The sequence below is a fragment of the Floridaenema fluviatile BLCC-F154 genome (assembly GCF_041929135.1).
GTDB classification, from domain to species: Bacteria; Cyanobacteriota; Cyanobacteriia; order Cyanobacteriales; family Aerosakkonemataceae; genus Floridanema; species Floridanema fluviatile.
In genome coordinates, this window is sequence record NZ_JBHFNS010000050.1 from 37246 (window position 1) to 51093 (window position 13848).

14 protein-coding genes are annotated in these 13848 nt (G+C 38.3%); 7 read left to right on the forward strand and 7 right to left on the reverse strand.

Annotated elements, in window-relative coordinates; translation table 11 throughout:
* Nucleotides 1-73: 73 nt before the first annotated feature.
* Together ACE1B6_RS12090 and ACE1B6_RS12095 are read left to right on the forward strand one after the other, a co-directional pair.
* Complete coding sequence (locus ACE1B6_RS12090; protein WP_413257483.1) at nt 74-1609, forward strand: FAD-dependent oxidoreductase; 1536 nt, start codon at nt 74-76, stop codon at nt 1607-1609.
* Between the two features lie 390 nt (nt 1610-1999).
* Nucleotides 2000-2860, forward strand: coding sequence for an SDR family oxidoreductase (locus ACE1B6_RS12095; protein ID WP_413257484.1), 861 nt, complete (start codon nt 2000-2002; stop codon nt 2858-2860).
* Nucleotides 2861-3074: 214 nt separating this feature from the next.
* Here ACE1B6_RS12095 and ACE1B6_RS12100 read toward each other — a convergent pair whose 3' ends face one another.
* Complete coding sequence (locus tag ACE1B6_RS12100; protein ID WP_413257485.1) at nt 3075-4121, reverse strand: hemerythrin domain-containing protein; 1047 nt, start codon at nt 4119-4121, stop codon at nt 3075-3077.
* A 224-nt stretch (nt 4122-4345) separates the two neighbouring features.
* Nucleotides 4346-5380, reverse strand: a complete 1035-nt coding sequence (locus tag ACE1B6_RS12105; protein ID WP_413257486.1) for a hemerythrin domain-containing protein — start codon at nt 5378-5380, stop codon at nt 4346-4348.
* 437 nt (nt 5381-5817) lie between these two features.
* Here ACE1B6_RS12105 and ACE1B6_RS12110 point away from each other — a divergent pair, with 437 nt between their 5' ends.
* From ACE1B6_RS12110 to ACE1B6_RS12120, 3 genes are all read left to right on the forward strand, one after another.
* Nucleotides 5818-6339 carry a DUF2231 domain-containing protein gene (locus ACE1B6_RS12110; protein ID WP_413257487.1) on the forward strand — a complete coding sequence of 174 codons (522 nt, stop codon included), beginning with the start codon at nt 5818-5820 and terminating at the stop codon, nt 6337-6339.
* Between the two features lie 116 nt (nt 6340-6455).
* Entirely contained in the window at nt 6456-6875 is a 420-nt protein-coding gene (locus tag ACE1B6_RS12115) for a ribosomal maturation YjgA family protein (RefSeq protein ID WP_413257488.1), read from the forward strand.
* Nucleotides 6859-7086, forward strand: coding sequence for a DUF167 domain-containing protein (locus ACE1B6_RS12120; protein ID WP_413257489.1), 228 nt, complete (start codon nt 6859-6861; stop codon nt 7084-7086). The genes ACE1B6_RS12115 and ACE1B6_RS12120 overlap by 17 nt, the downstream gene beginning before the upstream one ends.
* A gap of 10 nt (nt 7087-7096) precedes the next feature.
* Here ACE1B6_RS12120 and ACE1B6_RS12125 read toward each other — a convergent pair whose 3' ends face one another.
* Nucleotides 7097-7705 (reverse strand): glutathione S-transferase family protein, encoded by a 609-nt coding sequence (locus ACE1B6_RS12125; RefSeq protein ID WP_413257490.1) that lies wholly within the window; start codon nt 7703-7705, stop codon nt 7097-7099.
* An 18-nt stretch (nt 7706-7723) separates the two neighbouring features.
* Between ACE1B6_RS12125 and ACE1B6_RS12130 the strand changes: the two genes are divergently transcribed.
* Nucleotides 7724-8380, forward strand: coding sequence for an SOS response-associated peptidase (locus ACE1B6_RS12130; protein ID WP_413257491.1), 657 nt, complete (start codon nt 7724-7726; stop codon nt 8378-8380).
* Here ACE1B6_RS12130 and ACE1B6_RS12135 read toward each other — a convergent pair.
* On the reverse strand, nt 8373-8942 hold the full coding sequence (locus ACE1B6_RS12135; RefSeq protein WP_413257492.1) for a zinc ribbon domain-containing protein: 570 nt from the start codon (nt 8940-8942) through the stop codon (nt 8373-8375). The genes ACE1B6_RS12130 and ACE1B6_RS12135 overlap by 8 nt on opposite strands.
* Before the next feature lie 385 nt (nt 8943-9327).
* Between ACE1B6_RS12135 and ACE1B6_RS12140 the strand changes: the two genes are divergently transcribed.
* Entirely contained in the window at nt 9328-9609 is a 282-nt protein-coding gene (locus ACE1B6_RS12140) for a YiaA/YiaB family inner membrane protein (protein WP_413257493.1), read from the forward strand.
* A gap of 214 nt (nt 9610-9823) precedes the next feature.
* Here the strand turns inward: ACE1B6_RS12140 and ACE1B6_RS12145 are convergent, their stop codons facing one another.
* From ACE1B6_RS12145 to ACE1B6_RS12155, 3 genes are read right to left on the reverse strand one after another with little or no spacing between them, the layout of a single operon-like run.
* Nucleotides 9824-10990 carry a nucleotidyltransferase domain-containing protein gene (locus ACE1B6_RS12145; RefSeq protein WP_413257494.1) on the reverse strand — a complete coding sequence of 389 codons (1167 nt, stop codon included), beginning with the start codon at nt 10988-10990 and terminating at the stop codon, nt 9824-9826.
* Nucleotides 10991-10996: 6 nt separating this feature from the next.
* A complete protein-coding gene (locus ACE1B6_RS12150) occupies nt 10997-12826 on the reverse strand; it encodes an ABC transporter ATP-binding protein (RefSeq protein WP_413257495.1) in 1830 nt (609 codons plus the stop codon).
* A gap of 20 nt (nt 12827-12846) precedes the next feature.
* Nucleotides 12847-13827: a hypothetical protein gene (locus ACE1B6_RS12155; RefSeq protein WP_413257496.1), complete on the reverse strand. Its 981-nt coding sequence runs from the start codon at nt 13825-13827 to the stop codon at nt 12847-12849.
* Nucleotides 13828-13848: the final 21 nt, after the last annotated feature.

A 13848-nucleotide genomic window follows, 5' to 3' on the forward strand; every position in this document is an offset into this window, starting at 1 on the left:
TCTTCCTATTAACAGATCCCAGATTGACAGAAAAAACGTTATCCCAGATAGAGGACTAATTGGAATAAAAATTATGAATTCATTAGGAAACTCTGTATCTGTTTGGATAGATACCACAGAAACTACAAATTTTCCACCTTTAGGGGGTAACATTTCTGTAGATGTCGCTATAGTTGGTGGGGGAATCACTGGGTTAACAGCGGCTTTATTACTAAAGCGTGCAGGTTTAACTGTGGCAGTTTTAGAAGCAGGAAAAATCGGTAGTGGCGTAACTGGATACACCACTGCACATATCACGGAAGCTGCTGACGAACGCTACAAAAGTATGATTTCTTCTTTAGGGGAAAGTGATGCAAAAATAGTAGCGGAATCTAGTCGGGTGGCGATCGAAAAAATTGCCGAATTTGTCAGCCAAGAAGACATTGATTGCGACTTTCAAAGAGTAGACGGATATCTTTACACCGAAAATACGCAAGACATTTCGGAAATCGAACAAGAAGCAGAAGCTACAAAAAAATTAGGTATCAAAACTTCTTTAACTACTGATGTACCTTTACCAATTTCCGTAAAAGCTGGGCTATTATTTCCCAATCAAGCACAGTTTAATTCCCTGCAATATTTACAAGGATTAGCAAAAGCAGTGAACGGCTACGGCAGTTTTGTTTTTGAAGAAACACCTGTAACTAAAATCAACAGTAATCCAGTTAATGATGTTTACACCGAACATGGAACTGTCGCCGCAAAAAATGTAATTATTGCCACTCACACGCCAATTCATGATACCTCCAGTTTGCCAGATTTGTATGCAATGGCTACCAAACTCGCTCCCTATCGTTCTTATGTAATTGGGGTAAAATTGCGTTCTCCAGTACCAGTAGGATTATTTTGGGACACTGATTCACCTTATCATTACACTCGCAGTTACGGAAACATTTTAATTGTCGGAGGTGCAGATCACAAAACCGGAACAGTGGTGAATAATCAGGAAAGTTACGAACAGTTAGAAACTTACGTTAAAGCTCGTTTCGATGTAGAATCGATCGACTATCATTGGTCATCCCAATATTATGAACCCGCAGATGGTTTGCCTTACATTGGTAAAACTGCTGCTAACAGCAACATTTACATCAGTACAGGTTATTCCGGTAACGGCATGACTTTCGGTACTGTTGGCGGAATGTTAATAAGTGATTTAATTTTAGGTCGAAAAAATCCTTGGAGCAAAGTTTACGATCCTAACCGAGCAAATCTTTTAGCTGGCGCACAAAGATTCGTTGCAGAAAATTTAGGTGTCGCCAAACACTTTGTTGCTGATAGGTTTAAATCTGATGTTAAACAAGTTTCCGAAGTGCCAGTAGGAGAAGGAAGAATTGTGGAAATCGACGGTCAGAAATATGCAGTTTACCGCGATGAAACAGGTAATTTGTCTTCTTTATCACCTGTTTGTACTCATGCTGGTTGTATTGTTAACTGGAACAATGCCGAAAAAACCTGGGATTGTCCTTGTCATGGAGGACGTTTTAGTACTACAGGCGAAGTGTTAAATGGCCCACCAATTCATGAGTTAAATAAGCAACCTCTTCCTACCAGTAATGCAACCAAAGGTTGAGTTGGGATTTTAGCATTTTCTACCTGTAGGTTGATAAACCAAAAAGTGGTAATTGTTAACCTGAAGCATAGCTGAAAGTGCAAAATTTTGCATCGGATGGGAGTTTCATCGCTGTGTCCCATTGCTGTACATCGAAGGAGAGCGACGGCAGATGTACGGACGGTGTAAAAGTTTCAAAATTTATAGGGCGACGTGGAGTTTTTGTCGCTTCCTCCACTTAGTTGCTGCTAGGAGGAAATTAAAGTTTCCCTCAGAGCGATTCCTAGCAGCAAACGCGCTATTTGGATTAGTCTGAATTCTAATTATTTCCGAAGTTTCAATATGCAATTCTAATTTTGGGTTGCTGTCAATTTGGGCTGCAAATTTTTGAAGGTTCTCTAGGAGAATATTATGCCAACGAAGGAACAATTACAACCACCTCAACATCAGGAACAACAACCTGGGATTGAGTCAAAAATGACTCCGCAACCTAAATCTGATGATGCTAAATATCAGGGTAGTGGAAAGTTAAGGGATAAGGTAGCTTTAATTACTGGTGGTGATAGTGGAATTGGTCGCGCAGTGGCGATTTTTTTTGCTAAGGAAGGCGCAGATGTGGCGATCGCCTATTTAAATGAACACAACGACGCTAAAGAAACAAAAAGATTAGTAGAACAAGAAGGTCGTAAGTGCATTACTTTAGCTGGTGATGTCGGCGACGAAAGCTTTTGCCAAGCAGCAGTACAAAAGACAGTTGATGAGTTAGGAAAACTCGACATTCTGGTTAATAATGCTGCTGAACAACATCCTCAACCCAGCATAGAAGATATTACTGCTGAACAGTTGGAGCGCACTTTTCGCACCAACATTTTCTCAATGTTTTACCTATCCAAAGCTGCAATCAAACACATGAAAGAAGGCAGCACTATCATTAACACTACTTCCGTTACCGCTTATAAAGGTAATGAAAAATTGCTAGACTATTCCTCTACTAAAGGAGCGATTGTTGCCTTTACGCGATCGCTTTCTCAATCCCTAGCTGAAAAGAAAATTCGCGTTAACGGTGTTGCACCTGGCCCAATTTGGACACCTTTAATTCCCGCTACTTTCCCGGAAGAACAAGTTGCTAGTTTTGGCAAACAAGTACCCATGCAACGTGCTGGACAACCAGAAGAAGTCGCTCCCTGCTACGTCTTTTTAGCATCAGATGACTCTTCTTATATGTCTGGACAAATCTTACATCCCAACGGTGGCGTAGTCGTCAACTCTTAAACTAATTATCAAACTCAATCTCTCTATCCGTAGGGTGCGTTAGCGAAAGCGTAACGCACCATTTATTATAATTAGTTTGTCAGATGCTTCAGACAGGAAAATTTTAGGCAATTTAAACTAGATTAAATATTCTGACGCACCCTACGAAATTATTCAGAAAAAACCCACCACTTATTAAATGGTGGGAAATCAAATTGTTATAAAGAGCGACTAATTACTTCTTCATGGAAGCAGCCATTTTATCTTGAATCTTGCTCTTAGCTGATTTGAATTCAGTAGCTAATTGTTCGCGCTCTTTTTCACTCAGGTTTTTACCAATTGAAGCGAACATTGTACTTTCTTCCTGGCGAATATGATCGCCGATGATATCCATCAACTGTTTAATTTTCTCTTTGAACTGAGAGTTAGAAGGATCGATCGACTTAATTTCATTCAATCTTTTTTCCATTTCTGCTTGTTCATCAAACAGTTCTTGGGTGTCGTCGTTACCGTAGAAAGAGCGAATTTTTGGATAAACTACTTGTTCTTCGGCTTTGGCGTGAGCCAAAAGATCTTTGTACATTTGACCGAATAATTCTTGTAGTTTGGAAACATCCTCAGTTGCACCCATTTCGGTGTAAATTGTATTCACCTTATTGTGATCTAATCTGATTAAATCGCGGATGTCCATGTCTTGTTTATCAGAGTTTTGGGTAACGGCGCTACCAAATACACCTGATAAAGCGGCGACGGCATCTTGTACTCTTCCCCAAAGTCCTTGTTCGGGTTCTTTTCCAGTTAATTCGCGAGTACCAAGAAGCTCAATAATTCCTTTGAGTTGTTCTTGATGAGCGCGATTTTCAAAGTTAACAGCGTTTAAAGGACCGATCGCCATTGCCACATCAGCACCCACAACTTGAGAGCATTTGTGAATTAACAACCCAGCCATTACTTGCTTATGTTTTAAAAGTTCGTGCTGTCCTACTTTCTGAAACAATTTTAAGTCCGATCCAGACATTAATTGCTGAACTTGTTGAGTCATTTTCTTGGTGACATCGCGAGGTTCCGCTTTCACACCATACTGCACCATTGCAGTTTCTATAACTCCCATATTCTTCCGATCGTCAGCTAGCATTTTTTGGAAGCGATCGCGAACATCAGGATCGGAAATTTCGGAAATAAATTTTTGCTCATTAGCAATCAGCAACTTTTGAATTTCTGCCATATCTGCCAATTCCATAGCAATAGCAGAACGTTTTACATCATCTAAACTCTTAACCATGTTGTGTTTCCTTTCTCGTTAATTATGGAACTAGTCCATACCATGAGAATGTCATAGAAGCTCAACTTAATTCATCCTTCTCTCGATTGATCAAAAATGCTAAATAGGGAAAATAAATATCTGAAAATTACTACAAATGACTAATGACAAAACGACAGAAAAATCTAGGGGCTCATAGATTAAGCCGCCTAGATTTAGTTTACTTGTTGTGTAGCTCGATCGAATTATTTCATTGCCGCCATTTGGTCTTGCAATTTGCTCTTAGCAGATTTGAATTCACTTGCCATCCGCTGCTGTTGTTCGTTGCTGAAATTATCCCGAATTTTCGGGAACATTTCATTTTCTTCCTGATTAATGTGATGCTGAGTCATGTCTTTTAACTGCTTAACTTGATCTTTGAAAGCAGGTGAAGCTGGACTCATTGACTTAATTTGATTGAGCATTTTTTCTTGCTCAGCTTGCTCTTGATACAAGTCTTCTGTTTTTTGGTAATAAGGACGTATTGCTGGGTAAACAACTTGTTCTTCCGCCTTAGCGTGGGCGATCAAATCTTTGTAAAGTTGACCAAAGTATTCTTGCGCTTTTTGGGGATCTTTTGCGCCGTCAATTTCCATAAACAAGGTGTTAGCTTTAGCATGATCCATGCGAATAATTTGCTCAATTGTCATATCAGACATCCCAGAATTTTGGGTGAGCACGCTACCAGCAACACCAGAGAAAGCAGCGATCGCATCTTGAACTCGCGCCCAAATACCTTGATCGGGATCTTTTCCAGTCAGTTCCCGCACGCCCAAAATTTCTAAAATACCTTTCAATTGTTCTTGGTGTGCGCGATTTTCAAAATTGATCGTATTTAAAGGAGTAATTGCTGCTTCAATATCAGCACCAACAACTTGTGCTGCTTTATGAACTAACAATCCTTTTGATACTTGAGCGTGTTTCAAAAGTTCATGTTGGGCAAACTTTTCATAAAGAGTTAACTCAGAACCTTGCATCATTTTCTGAGTTTTCTCCACCAGTTCTTGTGTGGTTTTTTTCGGCTCTGCTTTGACACCGTATTGCACAATTACTGTATCTAATACGCCCAGATTTTTCTGGTCATCATTCAGCATATCCCGAACTCGGTTGCATATTTCTTGATCTCCACAAGCATTCAGCAGCATTTGCTCATTGCTGATTATTAAGTTTTGGATAGCTTTCATATCTGCTAATTTAGTAGCAATAGCAGTACGTTTGGTGTCGTCAAGAGTCGATACCATATTGTTCTCCTCTGTGTTTATTCTCTCAAAATTGTCAAACTAACCTATTTTGATCCTGCAATGGCAAGACAGCAATTTCATCTCTCTTTTGACGGAGTTAAAACTAATTAAATTCTCTTTAACCTCTAATCTTGATTAACAATAAATAATTCTAATGTTTTTCAGAACACATCTAATATGTAAATCATCAAAAACTCTAATCTTCGATCGCATTCTACTGAGAGATAGATAAAATCTCTCTATCATCTATTTCGTGAGATAGATACAGTTTTCCCCCTAATCATATAGATTTAAGCTGTAAGATTCGTGATATATACAACTCAAAAAAACTACCCTCAGAAAGTTTTTAACTGAGATATTCTGTCTTGCAAAAGCAACTTCAGATACTCAAATAGCGAAAACCTAAAATTAGGCAAACCAAACAACTTTAGAGAAATATGACACAAACTCCAAATCTTCCTCCACTAATTGAAAGCCATCAATCAGACTATCAAGATACTGGTGTTACGAGTACAGTAGCGATCGCAGGACATCCCCTACATCCGGTAATTGTCACTTTACCAATTGCCTTTTTAGTTGCAGTGCCAGTCTGCGATCTAGTCTATTTATTCACCAAAGATTTGTTTTGGGCAAGAGGTTCTTTTTGGCTAATAGCTGCGGGAATATTAACTGGTTTGCTAGCAGCAGCTACAGGATTAATGGACTTTTTTGGCATCCGAAAAGTCCGCAGTCATAGCGCAGGTTGGGCACACATGATCCTCAACATTGTGGCTTTAACCCTAACAATTGTTAACTTAGGATTGCGCTGGGGAAATTTCGCTGGCTCGATCGTACCCACAGGATTAGTTATTTCGATTATTGTGGCATTATTGCTCGGTCTTTCTGGCTGGTACGGTGGAGAATTGGTATATCGCCACAAAATAGCTGTGATTGGGTATGGCGATCGTAATCAATCATAAAAAATTTTCCAATTCAATCATTAGAATTTGCCTCTCAAAATCCACACCTATCTGAGTGATAAGATATAAATCAGATAGGTTTTTGCTTGTCTAGATTCACTTAGAGAGGTAAAAAATTGACTTATAACAAAAGCAAAATCCGCCGCTTAACTTTAATTTCGCTACTAATTATTACTCCATTAGGTTTACTCACTAAAATTTATAGTGGCCCTGCTCAATTTTGGGTTAACAATTATGCTGGAGATATTTTCTACCAAATTTTTTGGTGTTTAATACTCTTTTTCTTCTTCACCACTCATTCAGCAATCAAACAAATTCCCTTTTGGGTTTTTATATTTACTAGTATAATAGAAATTCTCCAACTGTGGAAACCGCCATTTTTAGAAGGATTCCGCTACACCTTTTTAGGCAGACTGACACTAGGAACCCAATTTGACTGGCAAGACTTTATTTACTACTTAATAGGTAGTTTTCTCGGTTGGTTGTGGTTGCGTCAACTGTGGCAGAAAGGAAACAATAATGAAAAAACAAGTTAAAGTTAAACCAAACTCTAAACAGCAAAACATTCAAGAACAGGCTGATGGTAGCCTAATCGTACATTTAAAATCCCCACCAGTTGACGGTAAAGCCAATGAAGAATTAATTAAACTCTTGGCAAAAAAGTTTAACGTTTCCCAATCTCAAATTACCATTAAATCAGGTCTATCCTCAAGAACCAAGCTAGTAGAAATAGACACCGATTCCTAAAATTATTTTGCTATAATTGTTGTGTGATGCCGATATGTTTTGGTTGTTCTTGGACTCGCTCGATCCAATCTTGAATAGCCGGAAATTCCGCTAAATCAAAACCTCCTTCATCAGCTACATGAGTATAAGCAAACAAAGCAATATCAGCAATAGTATAACGTTCACCAACAAAAAATTTATGTTCAGTTAAATGCCTTTCCATTACTCTTAATGCAGCCTCGCCCCCAGCTTTTTTCTGCTTGAGTGCTTCCCGGTATTCTGCCGCTTTTCCTAAGATAGAAATCCAATATCGAGAAGTAGCAATATAAGGTTCGTGGCTGTACTGTTCAAAAAATAACCATTGCAGCACTTGTGCTTTTTCAAAAGAGTCAGTTGGCAAAAAATTAGTCCCCTCGCTCAAGTAAAACAGGATGGCATTTGATTCTGCTAAAAACTGTCCGGTTTCCGTTTCTAAAACGGGAATTCTTCCATTAGGATTTTTGCTTAAAAAGTCAGGATTTCGGCTTTCCCCTTGCAGAATGTCAATTTCTATTCTTTCAAAAGCAATATCTAATTGATTCAACAAAAGTCGGACTTTGTAGCAGTTGCCGGAAGAGAAAAACTCGTATAATTTATACATAGCAATTACCCAAATTTTATGTGTGGCAGATACAGTTTTACCCAATTAGCTGAAACCATAGCTGACAAGTTTCAAGTTAAAGAAGTTTCTCCCCTTTCTCCCAGATATAACATTGCGCCAACTCAACAAGTAGCAACAATTTTCGTAAATTCAGAAACCTTGGAACGCCAATTTAAAATGTTACGTTGGGGGTTAATTCCCAGTTGGGCGAAAGATGCGAAAATGGGAGCCAAATTAATTAACGCTAGAGCCGAAACAGTTGCCGAAAAACCAGCATTTCGAGCCTCTTTTAAAAAGCGGCGCTGTTTAATTTTAGCTGACGGTTTTTATGAGTGGCACACCGAAAACGGCAAAAAACAACCTTTTTATTTCCGCTTGGAAAATGGCGAACCTTTTGCTTTTGCGGGTTTGTGGTCACATTGGGAAAAAGGGGAGGGTGAACCAGTAGAAACCTGTACAATTATTACCACAGAAGCCAATGAATTAATGAGTTCAATTCACGATCGAATGCCAGTAATCATTGACTCCCAAGACTACGAAAAATGGTTAGATCCAGAAAGGGGAAAAACCGAATTGTTACAACCTTATCCCAGCGAAAAAATGATTTTTTATCCTGTGAGTACGGAGGTGAACAATCCAAAAAACGATCGCCCAGAATGTATCCAACCTATCTAACTTGATGACCGCATTTCCCACAAAATTTATCTTCTGCACTTAGTTGATTACCACACTGCGTACAAAAGCTACCTTTTGCTGGAGTTTCTGTTCCCATCGGCGGCATTTGTAACTCCATATTTCCCATTCGCATTTGCATTCTTGGCGACATTTGCATTTCCATATCACCCATTCGCATCGGTTCCATTGGTTTCATAGGTTCCATTGGTTTCATGGGTGAAATTGGTTGCATCGGTGGCATTGTTGGTGCAGGATTTTTCTCGGTTTGTTGCAGGGGAATATTTTCTGCATTACTCAAAGAAGGAGTTTCATTTAAGCTACTCATTCCACTAGTTTGTAAACGCACAAAATGATTCCCTGATTGAGTTTGAATTTGCAAAACTACGCCAGATGCAGTGCGAAACAAAGCTGGCGGTTGTACCCAAGAACCTGTTGAAAAACTGTTGCTTTGACTTTGTTGTTGTCCTGGAGTACTGCTGAAAAGTGTGACTATAGTTTGCGTTCCCTGATTTTCAACGTAAACTTGTTGCCCACTACCCAGGTTGCCTAAGTAAGTAATCATATTTGCAACCAAAAGACAGACTACTATATAGTGTAAGACAATTTTCCTCATAATTACTTAGGAGAAAATACCTTATTAGTAAAATGAATTTGGTGCGATCGCCTCTCTTCTCCAAAATTATCTACAAGAAATTGCTTTTCTTTACAAAAATATGTTTTTCGCAACAAATAACTAAGAAATTCTTGATTCCTGTGTCAGTTATAGAACTGTCCCAATTTTTAGCAGCAAGTTAGCTGATAAAACCTTGATTTACTGTTAATAAGTTCTGCTTTATTACATCCAGTTAACAAACTGTCACTGCAAATCTATTCATGTCACAAACTAATTACAGGATCTAAATAATAGCAGATTAAGCGAAATTTTCATCATAATTAGAGGAGATATTATGCAACAACCAATTAACAATCAAAAAGATACAACCGCTTGGATTATTCAAGTTTGGCTTTCCTTTATTCTTTCTCTTTCCGCAACCACAATCGGGATAATTTATTTACCAGTTAACAATTGGGTAAAAGGTTATATGGGGATGGGTTTACTATTTTCGATCGGTTCCACATTTACCTTAGCTAAAACCACAAGAGACAATCATGAAGCCACAAAACTAACAGCCAGAATCGATGAAGCCAGAGTAGAAAAAATATTAACAGAACACCACCCACTCAAGTAATCTTAATCTCGTTTGTTGTAGGGACTTTAGTCCTACTCAGCTTAAAGAAAACGACTAAAGTCCGGGAGTAAGCTGTTACGCATTTAAAAGTCATATTGTAGGGTGCGTCAGATTTAGATATTTTCCGTTCTACATAGGCTTTACCGTCTGACGCACCCTACTCGTTAATAATGGGATGATACCCTAAGTCTTAACAACAAACTTAGAAAAAAAATTAACTAGAAACTTTTCTTAAACCTCGTAACCAACGATAGGGATAATAAAAAGGAATTAATAAAGGATGAGGAATTTGGTAACGATGCTGCATATAAGCGCGACTGGGAAATAATGTATCCCAAGCAATATGTAAACGAGTTAGCCAATCTTTTGCACCTGCTAAATCATCAAATAAACGTAAAGCCATTATTTGATTTTGCCAAGAATAGGCTCTAACTTCTGCCCAAGATGGTTTTAAAATAGCTAATTGCGATCGCACTTTTCCCGGAATTTCCACTTTCCATTCATCAGCTATCCGCAACAAAACTTGTTGAACTGATAATACTAAATTGTAAGTTTGTGCCTTCTTAATAACTAAATCCCAATCGATTGCTGTAGGGGAAAAAGCGATCGCCTCAGCAATATCATGGAACCAAAGCAAACTATTTCCCCCATGATGCAACATTAAATGAGCAGATAAATAAACAATTTGCGCCTCATTACCTAAAATCAAAGCCGGAGAACCACTAATTTTAGTTTTTATTGCCGTTTCCCAAAACCAATCAGTTAAAAAAGTCCGTTGATAATAAGCAGGACTAACTAATTTCCAATGCAAATCTAAAACCACATTTATTAATCCCTGCTTCCAATGAATTTCCTCATTGCGAAACTCTTCATTAAACCCAGATTGCATTTCCACACCCGCAAGTTTATAACCCAAATTCGCCACAACTTGTCTAACAATTGCTAAATCTTCCGGTTTAATTAGTAAATCCAAATCTACCATCTGTCTAGCAGCAATATCACCATAAACTTTTTCCGCCAAAGCTGCACCTTTAAGAACAATTACATCTACTCCCACATCAGCCAAACTTTGCAAAACCTTACCCAATTCTCGTAGTAACAAAGTATTGCGGCAAGCATTTTTATAATAGGCATTTCGCCATTCCGTTTGTATATTTTCCGGCAACCAATCTTCATTTCGCAAAATTCGATAAAGCAGCGGAGTCAAAGATTCATTATCTACAAATCTCCTGAAATTATCCCACTCAAAATCAGTATTTATTACTATTTCTCGCGCCACTTGTAAAGCCGTTTTATCCCATCTTCCCCGTAAAATTAAAGTGATTAAAGGCGGAGAACTGATAGCTAAAGAAGTTTTAAGTTCGGCATTTAGATTTTTCATTAATTTTTAATTTACCTGCATTTGAGTTTTCCACGATCGAGCATATCGACATCCAAGAGCTAATAGCTCATCATGACACCCCGATTCGACAATTTCACCATCTGACATAACATGAATGATGTCAGCACGTCTAGCAATAGTAAAGCGATGAGTAATAATAATCGCGGTTCTTCCGTTAGCTAATTGACAAAAACGTTCTAACCAATCTGCTTCCGCCCAAGAATCCATTGCGCTAGTTGGCTCATCTAAAATAATTAAAGGAGCCTGACGGAGAAAAGCCCTTGCTAAAGCAATTCTTTGCCATTCACCACCGCTAAGTTCCACACCACCTGTAAATAATTTACCCAAAAGTGTGTGGTAATTTTCAGGTAAACGATCGATAATTTCTGCTGCTCCCGCAGCTTCAGCAGCATTACTTATTTCTGGCAATTTAGCAATAGCTAACAAGTCACCCAAAGCAATATTTTCAGCAACAGAAGCATTATAATCAACTGGTTTTTGAAATAAAACAGTAATCAATCTTCGTAAGTTTTGAATTGACAGATCGCGGAAGTCAATTCCATCCCAAGTTATTCTTCCTTGTTGCGGATCGTACAAGCGACAAAGCAGTTTTAATAAGGTACTTTTACCCGCACCATTTGCGCCGACAATTGCCACAATCTTTCCCGATGGAATAGTTAAATTAAAATTTTCTAAAGCGGCTTTGTTGCTACCTGGATACCAGAAAGAAAGGTTTTCAAATTTAATTTCTTGGTTTAAGTTTGTGGGTGCTAACTTTGGTGTCGGAGGATCTATTACTTGAGGCGATAAGTCTAAAAACTCGAAAAGATTGCCTAAAAATAGCATATTGCTGTAAACTTGACCTAAGTTTTGCAGCAAGTTTCGCATTAATGTTTGACCTTGGTTAAAAGCTTGGTAAAATAAGGCTAAATCTCCTAAAGTTAGCCGTTTTAGTAATACTTGCCAGAGCATCCAAGTTAAAGCAATGGCGGTAATTAAAAGAGCGATCGCACCAGCACCCAAATTCGCTAAACTTTCATTCTTTGCTAACTTAACTTTTTCCGATCGTAACTTACGCCGTACACTCTGATAAGCAGATTGAAAATAATCGCCTAATTCAAAAATCCTTAATTCCGCTGCTGAATCTTTTTCGGTTAATAACCAATAATAATACCAACTACGTCTTTCATCAGCAGTTGCTTTCATCCACCAGTTATAATTCTGTTTACTGTAATTTAAAATTACGGCAAAAGCGGGTAAAGTACTAATTAATAAAGCCGCAGGTATCCAAACACCAAATTGAGTTAAAACTGCTGCCATTGCCATTAAAGTAATACCATTTTGTACCAAACTTCCGCTATTTTCTAATAACGCAGTTGGACGAAAAAAGGCATCTTGTCTGGCGCGGTGTAGGCGATCGAAATATTCCGCAGATTCATAAAAAGCAAAATCAACTTCCATCGACTTTTTATGAATCAAAGCACTAATATAATCCTTAACTAATTCCGACTGAACAACACGCACCCAATTTAAAAAACTTCCCAAAACTTGCGTTAATAATAAAACTCCCCCCATTAACGCAACTAAAATTAAAATTGGAATTACATTTTCCCTGGAAACACCAACATCTAAAGCAGCTACCAAACTATTAACTAATTGCCGAGTTAAATAAACAGTAGCAACTGGTAATAAACCCTGAATAATTAACAAACTTGCCCAAACAATTGTCCATTTTTTCGCAGCTTGCCAAACTAAAGTGAGCGATCGCCCCAAATAAGGCAACTGACTCCAACTATTACCTAATTTTTGCCGGAAAACTTTCCAGTTACTAGCCATTTGATTTTAGATTGATTAAATCAACGATCGATACTTTGAAAATCTTCCCAGATTAAATCGCAAAGTTTACCCAAAAATTTACTATCTGTGTGGGGAGTTACTAACTTTACTGGCAGATTAGCGGCAACTCTTCCTAATACATCGAACTCTTGAGCGCGTAACTGTTTATCTAAAAAACTAGTAGCATAAGTATTTGCCAACAACTTAATTAAACTTTGATGAGCCGGAACAGTATTTATAAAAGGTGCAGTTGGGTTATTTGTACGACTGTTCAAAATATAAATAGCACCCAAAGGTAACGCTTGTTGCTGAAATTTATAACCTTGCTGAGTTAAATCTAAATAGCGTTTATCCCAATTTGGTGTTAAACAAGGCAAAACATCCGACTTACCATATAAAGTTTGCACCGAACTAGACCATAAACGCAATCTCGGATAAGCAGGTTGCACCAAAAAACTTTTTTCCTGCTCCCATAAACTCACTATATCATCAGATAAAATCGGCAATCCAGCTTCAGCAAAAGCCGCCGCCGTAGTCGATTTTCCTGCACCTGAAGCACCTGCGATCGCAAAACATTTATCCCCAACCGCCACAGCACTAGCGTGCAAACAAACCACATTTCGCAACCGCAAAATAGAACCTAAAATTGGCCCTAACAAATAAGTAGCAGTATCCTCTAAACTTGAAGAATCAGACCAAACTGCCCAAACTTCGCTACCTTTTCGATCGATAATAAACTCTGTGCGATCGTGATAAAGCAATCGGAAATAAGCACCATCAGCTAATAACCAAACTTTAAGAATAGGTCGATCGTGCTCATCTTTGTACTGACTCACAGACCACACTTGCTGCTCTTCTTCCGGGAATTGCTTCAACCAAGGCGGCAAAAAACCCAAATATACCTGCACATCTTTCCGCAAATTAACAGGTAAAGCAACTAAGCCAGGAATGGGTTGATTGCAGCTTAAATACAACCCAAAGGCACAATAAAAAAACGCCACAATAAGTCTATTAATTAAGTT